General features: G+C 62.0%; 18 protein-coding genes and 1 pseudogene. 9 read left to right on the top strand and 10 right to left on the bottom strand.

The window, feature by feature from the left end; genetic code table 11:
* Nucleotides 1–273 (top strand): hypothetical protein (locus AC5ZGW_RS20135; protein WP_496113951.1); only part of this gene is annotated, 273 nt, incomplete at its 5' end.
* Here the strand turns inward: AC5ZGW_RS20135 and AC5ZGW_RS20130 are convergent.
* From AC5ZGW_RS20130 to AC5ZGW_RS20120, 3 genes are read right to left on the bottom strand one after another with little or no spacing between them, the layout of a single operon-like run.
* Nucleotides 266–1543 (bottom strand): MFS transporter, encoded by a 1278-nt coding sequence (locus AC5ZGW_RS20130; RefSeq protein ID WP_130224789.1) that lies wholly within the window; start codon nucleotides 1541–1543, stop codon nucleotides 266–268. The two genes, AC5ZGW_RS20135 and AC5ZGW_RS20130, sit on opposite strands and share 8 nt — an antisense overlap.
* Nucleotides 1533–2057: a DUF8737 domain-containing protein gene (locus tag AC5ZGW_RS20125; protein WP_130224787.1), complete on the bottom strand. Its 525-nt coding sequence runs from the start codon at nucleotides 2055–2057 to the stop codon at nucleotides 1533–1535. The genes AC5ZGW_RS20130 and AC5ZGW_RS20125 overlap by 11 nt, the downstream gene beginning before the upstream one ends.
* 8 nt (nucleotides 2058–2065) lie before the next feature.
* Entirely contained in the window at nucleotides 2066–2899 is an 834-nt protein-coding gene (locus tag AC5ZGW_RS20120) for a class I SAM-dependent methyltransferase (protein WP_130224785.1), read from the bottom strand.
* A gap of 87 nt (nucleotides 2900–2986) precedes the next feature.
* Here AC5ZGW_RS20120 and AC5ZGW_RS20115 point away from each other — a divergent pair, with 87 nt between their 5' ends.
* Nucleotides 2987–3961: a LysR substrate-binding domain-containing protein gene (locus AC5ZGW_RS20115; protein ID WP_130224783.1), complete on the top strand. Its 975-nt coding sequence runs from the start codon at nucleotides 2987–2989 to the stop codon at nucleotides 3959–3961.
* Between the two features lie 132 nt (nucleotides 3962–4093).
* On the opposite strand, the gene AC5ZGW_RS20110 is transcribed toward AC5ZGW_RS20115, so the two are convergent.
* The gene (locus AC5ZGW_RS20110; RefSeq protein ID WP_165435113.1) at nucleotides 4094–4753 is read right to left on the bottom strand and encodes a TetR/AcrR family transcriptional regulator; all 660 of its coding nucleotides are present in this window, start codon (nucleotides 4751–4753) and stop codon (nucleotides 4094–4096) included.
* 88 nt (nucleotides 4754–4841) lie between these two features.
* Here AC5ZGW_RS20110 and AC5ZGW_RS20105 point away from each other — a divergent pair, with 88 nt between their 5' ends.
* Nucleotides 4842–5582 carry an SDR family NAD(P)-dependent oxidoreductase gene (locus AC5ZGW_RS20105; protein ID WP_130224779.1) on the top strand — a complete coding sequence of 247 codons (741 nt, stop codon included), beginning with the start codon at nucleotides 4842–4844 and terminating at the stop codon, nucleotides 5580–5582.
* 198 nt (nucleotides 5583–5780) lie between these two features.
* Here the strand turns inward: AC5ZGW_RS20105 and AC5ZGW_RS20100 are convergent, their stop codons facing one another.
* Nucleotides 5781–6716: a DMT family transporter gene (locus AC5ZGW_RS20100; protein WP_245474601.1), complete on the bottom strand. Its 936-nt coding sequence runs from the start codon at nucleotides 6714–6716 to the stop codon at nucleotides 5781–5783.
* Between the two features lie 76 nt (nucleotides 6717–6792).
* Here AC5ZGW_RS20100 and AC5ZGW_RS20095 point away from each other — a divergent pair, with 76 nt between their 5' ends.
* Nucleotides 6793–7566 carry an AraC family transcriptional regulator gene (locus AC5ZGW_RS20095; protein ID WP_130224777.1) on the top strand — a complete coding sequence of 258 codons (774 nt, stop codon included), beginning with the start codon at nucleotides 6793–6795 and terminating at the stop codon, nucleotides 7564–7566.
* Between the two features lie 145 nt (nucleotides 7567–7711).
* On the opposite strand, the gene AC5ZGW_RS20090 is transcribed toward AC5ZGW_RS20095, so the two are convergent.
* On the bottom strand, nucleotides 7712–8608 hold the full coding sequence (locus AC5ZGW_RS20090; protein ID WP_130224775.1) for a LysR family transcriptional regulator: 897 nt from the start codon (nucleotides 8606–8608) through the stop codon (nucleotides 7712–7714).
* Nucleotides 8609–8896: 288 nt separating this feature from the next.
* Between AC5ZGW_RS20090 and AC5ZGW_RS20085 the strand changes: the two genes are divergently transcribed.
* A complete protein-coding gene (locus tag AC5ZGW_RS20085) occupies nucleotides 8897–9631 on the top strand; it encodes an SDR family NAD(P)-dependent oxidoreductase (protein WP_130224773.1) in 735 nt (244 codons plus the stop codon).
* Between the two features lie 16 nt (nucleotides 9632–9647).
* Entirely contained in the window at nucleotides 9648–10247 is a 600-nt protein-coding gene (locus AC5ZGW_RS20080) for an NADPH-dependent F420 reductase (protein WP_130224771.1), read from the top strand.
* 473 nt (nucleotides 10248–10720) lie between these two features.
* Here the strand turns inward: AC5ZGW_RS20080 and AC5ZGW_RS20075 are convergent, their stop codons facing one another.
* Nucleotides 10721–11092, bottom strand: a complete 372-nt coding sequence (locus AC5ZGW_RS20075) for a GatB/YqeY domain-containing protein (protein ID WP_130224769.1) — start codon at nucleotides 11090–11092, stop codon at nucleotides 10721–10723.
* 66 nt (nucleotides 11093–11158) lie between these two features.
* On the opposite strand from AC5ZGW_RS20075, the gene AC5ZGW_RS20070 reads away from it, so the two are divergent.
* From AC5ZGW_RS20070 to AC5ZGW_RS20060, 3 genes and pseudogenes are all read left to right on the top strand, one after another.
* Entirely contained in the window at nucleotides 11159–11581 is a 423-nt protein-coding gene (locus tag AC5ZGW_RS20070; RefSeq protein ID WP_130224767.1) for a helix-turn-helix domain-containing protein, read from the top strand.
* Entirely contained in the window at nucleotides 11578–12483 is a 906-nt protein-coding gene (locus tag AC5ZGW_RS20065) for an alpha/beta fold hydrolase (protein ID WP_130224765.1), read from the top strand. Before AC5ZGW_RS20070 ends, AC5ZGW_RS20065 begins: the two co-directional genes overlap by 4 nt.
* A 125-nt stretch (nucleotides 12484–12608) precedes the next feature.
* Nucleotides 12609–12752 (top strand): annotated as a pseudogene (locus AC5ZGW_RS20060) (helix-turn-helix transcriptional regulator); the annotation flags it as partial.
* Between the two features lie 186 nt (nucleotides 12753–12938).
* On the opposite strand, the gene AC5ZGW_RS20055 reads toward AC5ZGW_RS20060, so the two are convergent.
* The 3 genes from AC5ZGW_RS20055 to AC5ZGW_RS20045 all read right to left on the bottom strand — a co-directional run bounded on the left by AC5ZGW_RS20055 (nucleotide 12939) and on the right by AC5ZGW_RS20045 (nucleotide 17777).
* The gene (locus AC5ZGW_RS20055) at nucleotides 12939–14207 is read right to left on the bottom strand and encodes an Hsp70 family protein (protein ID WP_474418850.1); all 1269 of its coding nucleotides are present in this window, start codon (nucleotides 14205–14207) and stop codon (nucleotides 12939–12941) included.
* A 265-nt stretch (nucleotides 14208–14472) separates the two neighbouring features.
* Complete coding sequence (locus AC5ZGW_RS20050; RefSeq protein ID WP_130224763.1) at nucleotides 14473–15801, bottom strand: hypothetical protein; 1329 nt, start codon at nucleotides 15799–15801, stop codon at nucleotides 14473–14475.
* Nucleotides 15798–17777, bottom strand: coding sequence for a UvrD-helicase domain-containing protein (locus AC5ZGW_RS20045; protein ID WP_165435112.1), 1980 nt, complete (start codon nucleotides 17775–17777; stop codon nucleotides 15798–15800). The genes AC5ZGW_RS20050 and AC5ZGW_RS20045 overlap by 4 nt, the downstream gene beginning before the upstream one ends.

Below are 17777 nucleotides of genomic sequence, written 5' to 3'. Positions count from 1 at the left end.
GAGACGCGCGGAGTTAAATCACTGATTTGCCCGACGGCGAAAGCGGAATATTTTTCGCTGATAGTCTGGACAGACTTCTGGCTGATTTGCCCGTCGGGTTGTTATGTCGCACCTAACGCGGCCGCATCGTCATTGCGAGCTCGTCCTTCGGACCTTCGGGATGCCGGCGGTCGTTGTGAAGCGAATGGCGAATTACGCTTTCTGCTTTCGCTCTTTGAGCTGCGCCGGAAAGCCAATCCGCTCTTCGCTCGCTATCGTCCGCCTCTCAAGTAGACGCGGTAAGCGGCTGGATCCGCCTCGAACTCCATTTTGCCTCGCGCTCGGGATTTACGAACGCGATCGCGATGGCGCCACCTACCAGCATAATGACCCCGCACATGAAGAAACCGGTGTTGAACCCGTCGAGCGGTGTCGTGGCGCTCTCGATGACACTGCCCATGATATAGGGTGCGAGCAGGCCGGCTGAGCTCGCGACTGCGGCGCCTATCGCGAGCAGCGCGCCGCGCTGCGCCGCCGGAGTGATTTCACCGACGACGGCATTGCCGATGACATAGATCGCCGAAGGCAGCGCCACCGCGAGCGTTGTCAGTGCAATTTTAACGGGGATGCCCGGAACGTACGGCAGCATCACCAGCGCAGCGCCGCCAAGCACGACGCCCAACCCGCCGAGGATGCCGCGCGCCACTCTGCTCGATACGCCGCGTGACAGCAGGCGTTGCGAGTACCAGCCGGTCCCAAGCATCGCGACCGCGCTGCCGCCGGCAGGCAGCGCTCCCAGGAATCCGATCGAGCTTTGCGCAAGGCCAAGACCCTTCACCAGGTACGCGCCTTGCCACGAGAGCGCCAGCGACAGGGCCCAGTTGGCCCCGAACGACGCCGCCCAGCACGCCAAGATCGTTGGGCTCAGCAGGAACTGCACGTAGCCGACCCGCAGGGACGATTGCGCTGCATCCTTTGCGCTCCCGGTGTCCAACGCCCCTTCGCGGCCGAAGACAAACCACAATGCGCACCAAACGAGGCCGACCAGGCCGAGTGAGCCGAAGGCCCAATGCCAGGTCCAACGAACAATGATCCAGTTAAGCAGCGGCAGTGCCACCAGGACGCCGATCGCCCCGCCTTGCACAATGACGGCAGTCGGAAGTGTACGCAGTTCGTTGGGAAACCATTTGTAGGCGGAATGCAGCGCCACCGGTGTCGCGGGACCTTCGCCGATCCCGAGCGCGATGCGACAGGCCACCAGCGTTTCGAACCCGACCGCGCCGATCATCGAAAACTGGGTCAGCGCCCAGATGAAGCCCATCGCCAGCAGCACCCAGCGCGTCTGCACCCGGTTGACCAGAAAGCCGGTCGCGACCGACGAGACCGCGAACAGCAAGAAGAAACTGGAACCGACCAACCCGAACTGGCGCGGGCCGAGTTGCAGCTCCTGCATGATTGGTACCGCGGCGATCCCGATCACCGCTTTGTCGGCAAAATTGATCACCATGAACATGAAGAGCAGCACCACCACGATCCAGGCGCGGTTGCGCTCGCTAGCGCGCATTGGACCAGCCGGAGAGAGTGCGAGCCGGCTGGGCCTGCGGACGTGCCAGCAAATAGAATGCGGCGACGTGCGTGATCATCAGCGCAGGCACGTAGATGATCGGGATCGCGTAAGTGGCGCCCAACTCCCCCGCCAGCGCGGCAAGGCCAACCTCGATGCCGTGGTAGTAGTCGACAATGATGTCGGCCGCACCGACGAGATTGAAGGCGACGACGAACAGCCAAAAGAGCGGACGTATGTTGACCGTGACAAGCGCCATGATTGCCAGCACCCCGGTTGCGAAGTCACCGTAGGCAGCGAAGCTGGCGAAGCCAGCCGGCAGATTGGGGCCGACGACGCCAGGAACGATGAAGACGAGCCCGAAGAAGCGGAAGCTGTGCAACGTAGCGATGGCCCGCTGCGCCTCGACCTGGTCCATTGCCTTCAGCCTCGGCCACACATACGCGCCGAAGCAAAGCAGCCACGGGACATAACCCATAACAAGATGTATCTGGAAAACGGTTGCCGTAGACATTTGGCCTCCTATCGGGTGTTGACCGGTGCAGCCTCGAACACTGCGCTCAGGATGCCGACCCGGCCCTCCATGAGACTTTGTCCCAGGTTGGCTGCAAGCTGCGCGAAGTTCGGCCCCATCACCACGCCGAGATTTGGCGAAGGCGGCGGGCCCGACGCACGCAACTCAGCGATCCAGGCTTTGGCGGCCTCGGTGTCATCGTGCCATTCCAGTGTGTGGAAACCGGCCGGCTCGATCGCCTCGCGCGTCGCGGCGGCGGTCAGAAGAAAGCTTGTGGCCGGCGTTCGTGCCCAAGGAACGGGATAGTGCGGCTCGCCGCCGTTCAGCACGACATCGTAGATTGCAAACCTGCCGTCCGACTTCACTACGCGCCGGATCTCGCGATAGAGCCGCGTCCGGTCGGAAATGTTCATTGCCACATGCTGCAGCAACACGACGTCGAAACGGCCGTCCTCGAACGGAAGGTCCAGCGCGCTGGCGGCCTCAAACGACACCTGACCGCTCTGCCCCGTTCGCTCGGTCAGATAGCGCGCGGCATCCACGAATGGCTCGCTGAGGTCGACGCCCGTCACCCGGCAGCCATAGGTCGCAGCCAAAAAGCGCGCCGGCCCGCCGACGCCCGAACCGACGTCAAGAACCGACATGTCGGCGCTCATTCCAGCCAACTTGGCAAGCTCGGCGGTCGCGGCGAGTCCGCGGGTGTGAAACTGGTCAAGCGCGGCTAGCTGCTGCGGCATGAGCCGCTGTTTCTCCGGCCCGAAGGCCGTGAGCGCCGTCTTCAGCCGCTCGGTCAAGCCGGTCGCGCGATAGTGATCGCGCACGCCGTCCAGGATATCGGTCATCGCAAGGCTCCCCTAAAGCATCAGGTTCGCACCGGATAAGTAAGACCGCTTCCGGCGCGCGACTATCCGCGATAATGTCGATGAGCCATGAAGCAGAACTTCACAGTCAGGCACGGCGCGCTCGACGGCGTGGAGGCGTTCCTGAGCGTTGCGCAGCACCGCAACTTCCGTAAAGCGGCCGCGGAACTCGGGGTAACTCCATCGGCGATCAGCCAAGCCGTACAAGCGTTGGAGGCGCGAGTCGGTGCGGCGCTCTTCGTCCGCACCACGCGCAGCGTCGGTCTGACAGAAGCCGGCGAGCGATTCATTTCGCGCGCGAAGCCCGCCTTCGCGGAGCTCGTTGCCGCAAGCGAGGTCGCACGTGAGCTGGGGCAGCGCCCGGCCGGACTATTGCGCCTCTCAGTGCCGCGCGCGGTGGTGCCGATTTTGCTGGAGCGGCTGATCGCATCCTTCTGCCGGACCTATCCCGAAGTCGAAGTGGAAATCGTCGCAAGCGGGGAGCTGGTCGACCTTGCGGCCGAAGGATTTGATGCAGGCATCCGGCTGGGCCAGTTCATCGCCGCCGACATGGTCGCGGTACGGCTGACGCCGCCGTTCCCGCTCGTGGTCGTTGGCAGCCCCGAATATCTGCAGCGACGAAAACGGCCGGAGCGCATCGACGATCTGCGAGACCACGCCTGCCTGCGCATGCGCCGTACAAACGGGTCGATTGCGCCCTGGCCCTTTGTTGACGGCAACAGGACGGTGGAGGCGATCGTCTCGGGGCCGCTGATTGCGCACGACTACCCCACACTCCTTGGAGCGGCGATAAAAGGTTTGGGACTCGCGCAACTGCCCGGTCCGCTTGCCAAAGCGCCGATAGCTGAAGGCCAATTGCAAGCACTACTGACGCCCTTCTCCGTCACCGCACCGGGGGTCTTTCTGTACTATCCAGGGAAACGTCAGGTCCTGCCCAAACTGCGTGCCTTCATCGAGCACGTGAAGAACGAGAGCGCTGATGCGTCGCGCGTCGGTACAATTGCCAGGAAGGTTCGCAAGATTCGCGGCGCAAACACTACTTGACTTGAGGGCAACAATGCGCAGGCGGTCAAGATAGACCGCGATTATAAGCATCAACCGGATTACCCACCATAGTTGGTGCGAGGAGTGGCTGATTACGCTTTCCGCCTCAGCTCTTCGAGCTGAGGCGGAAAACTAATCCGCCCGACGCTCGCTGGAGACGATACCGTCCCACCCAGCCATGGCAATCTCGGCTACAGCCTGGAGTTCGGCTCTGTCGGCGCCGTCACGGGCTCGGATCGCCATCCCGCTCTGCACAGTTTGCAGAAACCTCGCGAGCTTGGCGACATCGAGAGATTTTGGCAGCTCCCCTTCTGCGACGCCCTTTTCCAAACGGGCCATGAGCACATCAAACGCGCCGCCCCGTGCCGTGCGCATCAGGTCGCCCAGTTCGGTGTGGCCATCGCTTCCAACCGTCGCCAGCGTGACCATGCATCCGTGGGGCAGGTCGCAATCCGATCCCGTCATTGCAGCCGCGGAGTCGCGCAGGTACGCCAGCGCCGCGTCGCGCGCCGTGGCGGCCTTGCGAAACCGCCCCAGGACCAAGTGCTCATAGGTCGCGGAGTAGAACCGGAGCGCTTCGGCATACAGCTCATCCTTCGAGCCGAAGGCTGCATAGAGACTGGTCGAACCGACGCCCATCGCCTCCGTCAGGTCTGCAACCGAGGTCGCCTCGTAGCCCTTGATCCAGAACAGCTTCATTGCCTGCGCCAGAGCGGCTTCGCGGTCAAACGCGCGCGGCCGACCACGTCCACGGCGCGCGCATTCCGATGAGCTCTGATCCTTTTTTTGCATCGATCACTACATAAACATGTTGACGCCCCTGCGCAACGATTCTAGGAAGTATGAATTATGCAATGATCACTACATAAAAGGACGAACGATGATCAATTTGGCCGGAAAACGGGCGCTTGTGACCGGTGGCTCTCGGGGGATCGGGGCGGCCATCGCGCTCGCGCTCGCTGAACACGGTGCGGACGTCGCGCTGACCTTTCGGCACGCTTCCGAGCGTGCCCAAGCGGTGGTGACGTCGATCGAGCGGCATGGCCGCCGTGCCGTGGCCATCCAGGCCGACAGCGCCGATCCGATGGCCATCAGGCGGTCCGTCGATGAGGCCGTCGGAGCGTTGGGGGGGCTGGACATTCTCGTCAACAACGCCGCCATCGCGCTCTACGATACGATCGCCGACTTCAAGGTGGACGACATCGACGCGCTTCTCGCAGTCAACGTCCGCGGTCCCGTACTCGTCACGCAAGCGGCCCTCCCCCACCTTGGCGCAGGCGGCCGCGTGATCACCATCGGTTCCGCCGGCGCGGAGCGCATCGTCGGGGCGACCGGTACGGTCTATTTCATGACCAAGTCCGCGCTGCAGTCCTTCACCCGCGGTCTGGCGCACGAGCTTGGGCCACGCGACATCACGGCTAATCTGGTCCAGCCGGGCTCAACCGACACCGACATGAATCCCGCGGACGGTGAGTTCTCGGACTTCCAGCGCAACCTCATCCCGTTGGGCCGATATGGCGCGCCTGCGGATATCGCCGCCACCGTCGCCTTCCTCGCAAGTCCCGCCGCCCGCCAGATCACCGGGACCATCGTGAACGTCGATGGTGGGATGTTGGCCTGAAGGCCCGCAAACTGATTGCAACAAAGGCGCAGACTAGAGCGGGATGACGATTCGAAGAAAAGTCATCAGGCTCTAGCTCTTTGTTTGAGCATGATCGTCCTGCGCAAACGCTTCGCGTTTGTCGCGAGGGAAAACCGGTGTCCACTTTTCACCTGTTAGGCGTCGGGTTGTTGTGTCGCACCCGCTGCGCCCACCTCCTCATTGCTCGCGCAGCATCGCAGCAGGCGCGCCACGTAAGGGACGGCGGAAGATCTCAGCGCAGGCTACACCGGCGAGAGCAGCGCCGCCGCCGATCACGTGATAAGCATGCACCGGCTCTCCAAGCAGAACGATGGCTCCGAGCGCGGTGAGGACCGGCAGCAGATTCATGAAGACCGCGCAGCGGTTCGGCCCAAGGATGTGAACGCCGCGGACCCACAAGAACGGAAGAACGACTGAAGCCAGTCCACCTGCATACGCGATCAGCGGCAGCGTGTCGGCGTTCAGCGATCGCATCGGCGCGGGCGTCGCCAGGAAGGCCGGGAACATGATCGCCAAGGCGCAAAGCGCCTGCGTGTAGGTCGATTGCCACCCGGCGACCGGAAGGCTCCAACGCTTCAACAGCACGCCGTAGAGCGCATAGACCAGCGCCGCCAGAAACATAAGGGGGTCGCCGAGGTGGACGCCGCTCTGCGCGAGCGATGCCGGATCGCCCGCACTGACCAGATAGACGAGCCCGAGAAGCGACAGGATTCCGCCGCCGACCATCCCGATGGTCGGCGCGTCCTTCAGCAGAAGCGCACTCAATGCCACGGTGAGCAGCGGCGTCAGCGCGGTGAACACGGCCATGTTGGTTGCCGTGGTGCTTTCCGCCGCGAGGTAGGACAGGCTTTGGAACAGGCACATGGCCAGAAAGCCAAGAATGGCGAATTGACCAAGATGAGGCCAGATCACCGCGCGATCTCGCCACGCTCCCCCTGCAACGAACGTGCTCATCAAAAGCACCGCAAGCAACAGACGATAGAATGTGATCGCCTCCGGGCCGATCGTGTGGGCAGACATCCTGGAAACGATCACGTTTCCGGACCAGAGGACGATGGCGGAGAAGGGATACAGAAAGGCGAACTTGTTCTTCATGGCCGATGACGCGCTCATTGTTGAAGCCCGCGCTTACGACCTTTCACCACTGTCCGTATCGCTCTAGAGTGAACGTGGCTGTAGAGAATGGGACATGCAGAGCGATCCAACCCGCAAACATCTGGATTTTCACGACACCCGCCGCGCCATGGCTGCGATGGACGTCAACTATCCGGATGGCGCCTCGACGGGATGGCATTCGCATCCCAAGGGGCAACTGCTTTATGCGATCGAAGGTGTGATGATCGTGCGCTCGGCGGAGGGAACGTGGGTCGTTCCGCCGAACCGGGCGCTTTGGCTACCCGCAGGGCTGGAGCATGACGTGAAGATGTCGGGCGCCGTCAAAATCCGCACTGTCTTCATCGATGCGACGGCAATCCGACATATGCCGACGAAGAGCTGCGTGATCGACGTGTTACCGTTGTTGCGCGAACTCATCGTTGCGGCGGTTTGCATTCCGCCAGACTACCAGGACGGCGGCCGGGACGAACGCCTGATGCGCCTGCTCGCCGACGAGGTCACGGTGTCGGACGTGTTGCCACTGCATCTGCCTCTGCCGGGCGATGCCCGCATCAAGTTCATCTGCGAAGCAATGATTGATCAACCATCCGACATCTCGACCGCGGAACAGTGGGCAGCGCGATTGAATGTGACGGCCAAGACCGTACATCGATTGTTCGTCAAAGAAACCGGCATGACATTTGCGCAATGGCGCGAACAGGCGCGGCTTCTTTTTGCCCTCCGCAAGCTGGCAAATGGCGAGCGGGTCATCGATGTCGCATTCGATTGCGGCTATGCCAGCCAGAGCGCATTCACCGCGATGTTCCGGCGGCATTTTGGAAAACCGCCATCCGAGTTCTATTGCTGAACGACGCGCGTCTGCGAGGAACGGCGGATTACGCTTTCCGCCGCGGCGCAAGCGCAAGGCCGGTCTTGTTGATTATGGATCGCACTCCGTCGAGATCGTTTGTGTGGCGCGAAATCAATATTTCCAGAATATCCGTGGCCGCGCGTCAGTCGCGCGATACGGACAGCCCCGCGAGAAGCGGGGCGTACGCGGCGAGCCTGCGGGACACGAACTCAGTGAAGAGCCGCACGCGCTTCGTCTTACGTGTCTCCCCCTGGGTGAGAAGCCAGAGCGTTCCGTACATGTGCAGGTCAGTGCCCGGCACCCTCACCAATAGGGGGTCGGCATCTCCGACGAAGCACGGCAGTTTCGTCATCCCGACCCCTTGCTGTGCTGCAACGATCTGCGCCTCGGCGTCTGGGGTCCTGAACGGAACCCCCGTGGTACGAACCTCTCCCTCGCGGGCCCAGTCCGGGAGTCCATGATTGTTTATGACGATCCACCGGATGGGATCAGACGCGCCCGCACGCCACGCGGCTAGTCGATCGCGAGACATGTAGACGCCGCCGAACAGCTCCGGTCCCATCAGACCGTGAAGATTGAGCGGCAGGGTCTTGCGGTCGGAGACGATGCGGATCGCGACATCGGCCTCTCGGTTGGTCAGATTGGCCGGCTCGCCGGACGACAGGATTTCCATCTCGATGTCCGGATGCATGCGCGCGAAATCGGCGAAGTCCGGCATGAGCAGGTGTGCCGCGAGGAACGGCGGCAGCGTCACCCGCAGAAGCCCGATCGCGCTCTGGTCGCGTCCGAAGACGCGCGTCTCCAGCAAGTGCGACGACGCTTCCATCTGGTGCGCGAGCTCGACGACTTCCTCGCCAGCAGCCGTCAGGCGATAGCCCGAAGGCAGCTTCTCGAACATGTGCGCCCCGAGGTGTTCCTCGAGCTGGGCGATGCGTCGCAGCACGGTCGAGTGGTTCACCCCGAGGCGCTCGGCGGCGGCCCGCACCGAGCCTTCGCGCGCGACGGCCAGAAAGTAGCGAACGTCATCCCAGTCGATCATGGTGCAATCCTGCACCGCGGGGTTTGCCTTCGAAAGTCCGTGCCCAACACCATCGAACATCCTCTCGAACGTGGGGTAGCACGGTCGGGGGATCACTGCCTATGCCGACGAGCACGGCCAATTCCGAACGGCGCGCACCGATCGCGGCTGGCGTCAGTCGTCCAGTCGGAGCGATTTCGCACCACCGATGTGCGCGCTTCCGCACTCAACACCTGACACCGGCAGACCCATTTCGGAGTTCTCGGGGAACCTCCCCGATCAGCCAAAGACGGAGTGTGAAGGAAAGTCATGGGAAAGCTTGAGGGTAAGGTTGCAGTCATCACGGGTGGATCGAGCGGCATGGCGCTGGCGAGTGCCAAGCGGTTCGTTGAAGAAGGCGCCTATGTTTTCATCACGGGCCGGAGGCAGGAGGCGCTCAACGAGGCCGTCAGGCTGATTGGCCGGAACGTGACCAGCGTGCGCGGCGACGCGGCCAATCTCGACGACCTCGACCGCCTGTTCGACACAGTCAAACGGGAAAAGGGCAAGATTGACGTCCTGTACGCGAGCGCCGGCACGGGCGAAGCAGTCCCACTGGGCGAGATTACCGAGGAGCATTTCGACTCGACCTTCGGCCTGAATGTGCGCGGCACGCTGTTTACGGTGCAAAAGGCGTTGCCGCTGTTCAACGATGGCGGATCGATCTTCATGACCGGGTCCGTTGCTTCGATCAAAGGTTTTCCTGGTTACAGCGTGTATGCGGCGAGCAAGGCGGCGCTGCACGCATTCGCGCGCGGATGGCTCAACGAACTGAAGGGCAGGAATATCCGGGTGAACGTGCTGCACCCTGGGCCGATCGCCACACCGATGCAGGACCAAGTTCTCACCGAGGAGGCGAAACGCATGTTCGCATCTCTGATCCCGCGAGGAAAGATGGGTCGTCCTGAGGAAATTGCGGCGGCCGCGCTGTTTCTTGCGTCTGACGATTCCAGCTTCGTGAATGGGCTGGAATTGTCTGTCGACGGCGGCTTCTCGGCCATCTGAAAACTGGAGAAGCGTTATGAGCTACGCAATTATAGGGTTCGGCAAGATAGGCCAGGCCCTCGCCCATGCATTCGCCCGCAAGAACCTCGACGTGACCGTCGCGAGCCGCCGGCCGCCCGAGGCGTTGGCGCCGCAGGCTCGCGCGATTGGCCCCACGGTCGTCGCCAAGTCGCTGCGGGAAGCACTCGAGGCCGACACAATCATCTTGGCGGTCCCGTTCGGGGAGCATCGCGAGGTTGCGAAGGCCCTGCCGAGCTGGAAAGGCAAGACGATCATCGACGCGATGAACGCGTTGCTTCCTCCCGAGGAGCTGGACGGTCTCCCGTCCTCCGCCTTCGTCGCGAAGGCATTCACCGGCGCCAAGCTCGTGAAAGGCTTCAATCACCTGATTGCGGCCACGCTGGCTGCCGATCCGATCGTCGAGGGCGGGCACAGGGTCGTCTTTCTGTCTGGTGACGACGAGGACGCGATCGCTCCCGTGATGGCTTTGGCCAAACAACTCGGCTTCGCACCCGTCAAGCTGGGAAAGCTCAACGAGGGTGGCGCGCTGGTGCACGCACGCGGCCGCGTTTGGGGCCAGCTCATCTTCCAGGATTTATTCAAGAAGGAGCAGTAATCGAAGGCGTATGGAAGCTGTTCGAATCCTACCCCGCCGGCCGGGCTTTGGCGGACTAGTGAATAACATCTAGAAGCTCGCCGGGACATCCCGCTTGGACATTGAGCAACCCTGGGGCGGGTTAACGAAAGCGTAACCCGCCACTCCGGCAGCGCCGCTTGACCAAGGGCGATGGATTACGCCTTCGGCTAATCGACCCTAGGAGCTGCGACGGAAAACTGATCCGCCCTACACTCAACAAAGCCATGAGGGCGGAAGACAATGTTCATCGAGGCCTGATGTGCTTTCGCGTGTGATGTCGCCGGGACAGCGGACGGCGAGGCCCGGACCTGCGAATGGGTGCGGCCGACGATGGCTTTGGGCGGGCCTAGCTAGCGGCCGGCGTGAAAGCCCTTGAGGTTAAGACGTCCCGTAACGCCGTGCGGCCTCGATGGTCAGCACTGCGCCAATCGTCCTCCCCAGAAGTAGCGACGCTATTGTTGGACATAGCGGCGCAGAATTCTGATCTCGGCGTTGAGCGCGATGGAACGCGCTTCTGCGCCCAATCGCGCGAACTCAGCAGCGGACTCCACCCGCGCTTTCATCTCGCCCAGCAACACGGCGTGCACGTCTTCCTGCGTGAGCGCCCGACGCACACCTTCAGCCGATCCGTCGCTGAAGGAATGACGATCGACGGATGGACGCTCCTGACGAAGCGGCGCAGCTTCGGCGTTGTCGAGCGCCGCAACTAGCTCCCGAAGCACAGCAGTCTCGTCTTTGTCGCCCCGCTTCATAGCGGCGCGTAGGTCGCGGCGAAGCTGGGCTTTCATCGCCTCGCCCGCGTTCTCAGTCACAACGTCGTTCATATAACCTATTGCTCCCGATTGCTCCTTTCTATAAGAATTTTTGGGAACATTGTGGAGTCTATTTTCATGTCAAACATGCTTTTGACGGTCGAACAGGCCGCCGAAGAGCTGAAAGTCCATCCCAAAACCGTCCTCCGGTACATCCGCGAAGGTCGCCTCCAAGCCACGCGGATTGGCAAGGCCTATCGTATCGACCGCGCCAAGCTTGACGCTTTCGCCGGTATGGCGAGTGGGCGGACCCGGCCTCCTCGCGATGTCCGCGCGACGGTCATTGTTGAGATTCCGGCCCTAACTACCGAAGCGGCCGAGCGCATGGCGACCTTTCTCGGCGCCGCGGCGCTGGGAGGCGACGCCGAAACCAGACCGCTACATTTCAACACGGCCTTTGATCCGACCAGCGGCGATCTGAAGATCGTGCTCATCGCTGCTCCGTCCGATTCAGCAAGGCTGCTCGAGCTTATCGAACTGCAACTGGGACTTTCGCGATGAGAGATCCTGTCTTTCGCAGCGAAGCCGGTGCAGTGGAGGTCATGCGGGAATACCGCGCCGTGCTCGACCACTGGCCTGTGCCAAAACAGGAGATTGAACTGTCGACTTCGCAAGGCGCGACGTTCGTGCTCGCCTGCGGTCCCGAGACGGCGCCTCCCGTGGTCCTGCTCCACGGCGCCCAGGCGAACAGCGCCGCATGGCGGCCCGACATCGCACTCTGGTCAAGTCGCTTCCGGCTTTATGCGGTCGATATGATCGGCGAGGCGGGACTGAGCGCTCGGGTGAGGCCGCCGCTCATCGGCGACACCTACGCGATCTGGCTCGACGATGTCTTCACCGGGCTTGGACTTGCCCGTGCAGCGCTGGTGGGCACATCACTCGGCGGCTGGCTGGCGCTCGACTATGCCATGCGGCGGCCGTCACGAGCTTCCGCGCTGGCGCTGATCTGCCCCGCAGGCATCGGACGGCAGAAGAACTTTCTCCTCGCTGTCGCACCCTATTTGCTGCTCGGAGCCTGGGGAAAGCGGAAGATTGTTGAAAAGGTGTTCGGACCAGCACCGAAGCATCTACCGATCGATCTTGAGGCGATTTCCCCTCTCATGGAGAGTATCAGCCGGGCTATCAAACCACGCGCTGTCAGGATTCCGCAGCTTAGCAATGCAGCACTGGAGGCGCTCGCAATGCCGCTCCTCGCCATCGTGGGCGGGCGTGACGCGCTTATCGATTCTTATGACACACGCCTTCGGCTCGAGCGGCATGTTCCCAACGCCGAAGTCTATTTCATTGAAGAGGGTTATCACTTCTTGCCAGACCAATCGCAACGAGTGTTCGATTTCCTCGTCCGCAGCCTACAAGGGCACGATCCTCACGATTCCAAGTCATGCCCCGCTTCTGATGAATGACGGCGAGCCGACGCGACCTGCCGTCGGTGATCGGGATGCTCTTCGATTCGGCGCCCTGCGCATCCTCGGTGGCGTCGCACCTATCGCTTTGTACCTCGGGACCGCAAACCGATAGGAGGCATGGAATGGCAACAACATCATCTGACGTTCCCCTGCGGCGGACTATCCGTCGTCAACAGCTACGTGAGATGGTTCCGCTCGCCGACAGCACGATCTACGAGATGGAGCAGCGGGGCGAATTCCCGAGGCGCTTTGCCCTGTCGCCCCGCACCGCGAGCATGCCGCCGCAGCGGCTTCGCCTGCGGCGGTGATTGCAACGCTCAGTCGGACACATCAGCCGCCTGTCAAGAAGCGTGCGCGCCTCGCGGACGGCGAGGCCGGGCCTGGGAATGGCTGGCGGCCGACGAAGCCTTCGGGCGGGCCTGGCTCGCCGCCGGCGTGAGCGCCCCCTTAGGTCAAGACGTCCCGTAACGCCGTGCGGCCTCGATGGTCAGTCCCTTGCCGACAGCCCCGAACGTATCTCCATCAATCGCCCGCGCCGCTGGCAGTTTCGCCGTGATTGCCTTGCGGACATGGGCCAGTTGAACCGACCCTCCGGTCAGAAACACCGCGTCGATGTCCGCTCCAGCAAGGCCGGCCTGCTTCAGGCAAATGTCGATCCGCGCCTCGATGCGGTCGGCGAGACGCTGGGTGTAACCGACCAGATCCTTGCGTCGCACCTCGGCTTCGAGGCCCTTCTCAATCCACTCCAACGCGATGTTGGATTTCGGCGTCTCCGAGAGCCCTATCTTGACGCCTTCGACATCCATCGCAAGCGTGTGTCCGCGCTGCTCGTCGAGCACCCGCACCAGACGATCGAGCAATTCCGGCTGCTTCGCCTCATAACGCACCTGACGTATTTCGCTGATGACTTTCGAGTCATACATGCGGTTGATGCTCGACCATGTCGCGAGGTCGTGGAAATAGCTCGACGGGACTTCCAGATCCTCCCGCTTCATGGCCGAGCGATAGCCGAGCAACGGCATCACGACACCGAGGCTGAGATACCGATCGAAATCGGTGCCGCCGATGCGGACGCCATCGTTGGCCAGGATATCGTCCTTGCGCTCGGCATGGCGATGCCGCTCCGGCGACAACCGAACAATTGAAAAGTCCGACGTTCCGCCGCCGATATCGGCGATCAGCGCGATTTCCTCGGTCCCGATTTGACGTTCGTAGTCAAGCGCCGCTGCGATCGGCTCGAACTGAAATGAGATGTCATCAAATCCGACTTGCTTGGCGATATCGCGCAAAGTCGCTTCCGCCTTGGCATCGCCAGCCAGATTGTCATCGATGAAATGGACCGGGCGGCCATGCACGACGTGACGCAACGGGTGTCCGACGATCTCTTCGGCGCGCCGCTTCACCGCGCCAATATAGTAAGCGATGACATCACGGAAACTGACGCGCTCGCGGCCGACGCGGGTGGTCTCGTCGATCAGCGTCGTGCCGAGCACCGATTTGAGGCTGCGCATCAGTCGCCCGGCGTCACCCTCGACATAAGCTTCGATGGCACGACGGCCGATATGGGTGCCGGCGCCGGCTTTGTAGAAGATTGCGCTTGGAATCGTGACGTGATCGCCCTCAAGCGTGGCCAACACCGGGTCATCGCCGATGATTGTGCCAAGCGTAGTGTTCGACGTCCCAAAGTCCAGACCGCAAACCGCTCCGGGGCGGGAGTGAATTATTCCCACTCGATTGTTCTAGACCCAGCTAGGGCCCTGATCTAGCTGGGTTTTTTCTTGTCCGCCGTGCAAGAAGCCGACCCTCGGGCCGTCAAAAAGTTACGGTGTTGATTTTAAAGGGAAAATCGCGCGAAAAAATTTTTCGTGGTTTCAGCATCAATCGAGATCGATCGGACTCTTGAACCGAACGTCTCGGCTTAGATGAGCTTCACATCATATCCGAAAAAGTACCGTCACGCACCTACCTGAGTTGTTATTCGGAGCGTCACCCCAGCACCATGCCTCCTTCTGGCGACCAAACAACCACATCGCGCGGCCGACCTCGCAGTGGGTCTCCGAGGAGAGCCAAGCCGTCACGAAAGAGCGCGTACTGGTAAGGCTCGTCTGCGTCCCGTCTAGCAACGCGGTCGCCCGCTGAAAGCTCGAATCCTGTCGGCTCGAAGGTTGGCAGCTCTAACGTGGCCGGCATCCGTCGCTCACCCTCACGTATCGCGTTGCTCAGTGCGTTCAGGAAGCTCGCTCCTGCCCTTTCCTCGATCGCGAACCATCCAAAGTCCGAGCGGGAGCGACGTGTCAGCGGCATACGCGGTCGCCGCGCAAATCGCCACCAGCCGACATGATCGATGAAGTCTTCAACCCACCAGGGAGAGCCATCAGCTCGCCAGAACCACGGCGCCGCTGTGATGTAGGCCCGTCCAGCGTATTCTAGCCGGACAAACGGGATATCGGATCGGTCGGGCGCCACGCCATCTGGCGAGCGGAGCCAGTCAATCCAGCTTGTGACCTCAGGCGCACCTAACAAGAGAAAGTTCGATCGATGCGTTGCAAGCGCCATCCGCTCCGGCGCACCTTCAGCCGGTGCAGCCGCTTGTGAGACGCCAGGTGGTGGGGTCTTTCTCCCCCGCGGCTTTGTGATCCGTGTTTCCGATACTGCTAGGAAGCTGCCGGCCGCCGTCGGCTTCGATCCAAACGCGATCGAATAGCCATGGATAATGTCCCCGAACGGCGACGGCTTTGCGATGAAGGGCTTTACCTGTTTGGCGTATTTCCGCCGTGCCGCATTCGCAATCTTGGCGCCGCTCGCATCTTCGGCGAACGAACCATGCGCCTCGGCGAGCACAACACCGTGGCCGGACACGTTGCCACCCTCGTAGATAAAGTCCGCATGGGGGTCGAGCGACGAGGAGAGACACGCCGCGTTGGCTCGCCATGCGTAGCCAAGAGCGTCCATATAAAGGTGGGCAATGCCGGCGCCGACCTTGGCCGCAAACTGCGACCCGGCAGTATCCGCAAGAAATTTGAAGTGCGATTCGAGCGCAAATGCCGAGCCATCCTGGAGCAAAGTCTCCAGCTCGATGAGAGCACTCTGTTGCAGTCCATCGAGTAAGGCGACAGGTGCATCATCCCACGTCGTCGCCGTTCTCGCGATCGCGGCTGCCAAGGCGATCGGATTGAACGAGAGGCTCGATTGAGCCGACGGCGCCACGAAGGACGGAGAGACCGGGCTTGGGACGTGGCGGTGCTTGGTGTGCTTGGTCAAACCAATCAGCTTGGTCGACGTCCCCAGTCCGGCTGTCGACACCAGCCCGCTCATTCCTTTAGCTCCGCAGCTTGCGCGACCAGGTCGACGAGTTTCCACCCTTGATCCGTGGCGGGACCCATCAGGACCATTGCTTCGGATTTGCGTAGCGCGAGGCCCAGCAACTCGCGCGGCCTAGTCACGCCCACGAAGACGTTTGTCGCGGCGGTGAGCCTTACCCCCGTAAAAGTCTCGTCGGTAACGCCGAACGCGCGTGGAAGCACCGCGGTCAGGTCGATGCACTGCTCGTTCGCACTACTGCCTTTCCAAACCTCGCTCTCGACGACGAGAATGCCATCTACACTCTTGCCCTTGACCGAGTGGATCGACCCCAGCCGTAACGTGAGATCGTCGAATTGAACCTGTTTCGTGGAGCGGCGCTCAGGGTCGGCAAGATCGGCCTTTTGCTCGGCGACGAAGCTGCAAAAATCCGCGATTTGGCCCTCGGAGCCCTGAGGAGCCGGACTGAAGAGCGGTAGCAGCGGTTCCATGAACGCCAGCCATGCAGCCTCTTCCCACACCGCAGCGCCGGCAAGCACATGGTCCCGCAGAAGTCGACGTATGGTGCGGGGCAACGCGAGGTCGCGATGCGCCAGCGCCGCCCAAACATTGTGCGCAGTGATCGGACGATCATTCGCCGCTTTCCAACCATGCGCGCGTGCCAGCCCGGACATCCCCACGGCAAGCATCTCACTGACCTCTGCGGGCGGGCGCGCCGCGGCGTGATGGACCGCAGCCTTCTGAAGCTGCCGGCAAAGGAGGTTCGCTTTCGATCGAGACCCACCCTCGCTGCGATATGCGGGGTGATAGTCGACGAGACTTTTCGGCTGCCACGCCCCTTTCTTGCCGGCCAGATTGTGACGCGATGCGACCGCCCAGACGTCGCGCGTGCCGCAATCATCACCCCACAGCCCCCGTGCCTCTTCAGCAAAAGCTCCGAGAACCTGTCCGATCGTAGCCTCATCGAACAGAAGCATCACCCGTGACGCCGGCCGTGCGCCCAACCCCACAATGGTCTGAGCTTGGCGCGCGGTCAGCCGGCTTGCAAAACCAGCGATCTCGCCGCCGAACCTGCGGCTTGTATCCAGAGGAATGCAACCCGGGCCTGGCGTCCAATACGCCGGTGCGACTCCATCGTCCTCATATAGAGTTTGATTGCTGTCCCCGAGACGCTGGAACGCCGTCCCTCCTTGCTTGAACACGTGCTCCAGCAACCGGAGCTGATCGCCATTGGTGTCCTGTGCTTCATCGAGGATGACAAGCGGAAAGCGGTCGCGAAGCCGCTCGGCAAGAGCAGCGTTTTCTCGAAGCGCACGCCACGCCAGCGCCGTCATGTCGGCGTACCTAAAGAGGCCGCTCCTGACCATCGAAGCCTTAAGCTTTGCTAGTGCCTTGCCGCAATTTGTATCAGCACTGTGCTGACCCTTTTGCCGCTGCACTATCAGGCTTTCGGGCTCCTGCCTTACGTCATCGAAGGCAGGATCAAGTGTGAGCTTACCAACCCATTTGGCTACAGTTGCGCTAGCCCTCTCTGCTTGCTTCTTCAATGCCCAGAACGACGGATAGCGCCGCAACGCCTCGGCCTCGAAGGCGTCGTCGTCAATCTGGCGCACGTGCCAGCCCAGACCTCTAAGATAGGGCAAGGCGAGATACTGGTTAATGAAGGCCGTGACCGTGCCCGTGAAATGGGGATAGGCCATCAGCCGTGCTGCGGTCGGGTGGCGGGCGATCAAGTCTTCGACCTCCGTCCGCGCAGCATTGGTGTGCGAGATGACACAGATGCCCCGCCTGCGGGTCGTCCAGTTGCGCGAAAGCAACGCGAGCTTTGCTGCGAGCAGCGTCGTCTTGCCGTTGCCGGGCGCCGCCTGAACGTCACAGCGGGTGGCCTTCGCCAGGAAGTCGATCTGGCTCGGATCGGTGAAATCGCAGCCCCCCAGCTCGTCGCCAAGTTCGGCGAGCAGTTCGGGTGTGAGCGGCAGGATCTCGAACAT

The sequence above is a fragment of the Bradyrhizobium sp. Crot121 genome (genome assembly GCF_059512385.1).
Note: the sequence above shows the minus strand (reverse complement) of the source record. Positions and strands in the feature narration are given on the sequence as shown.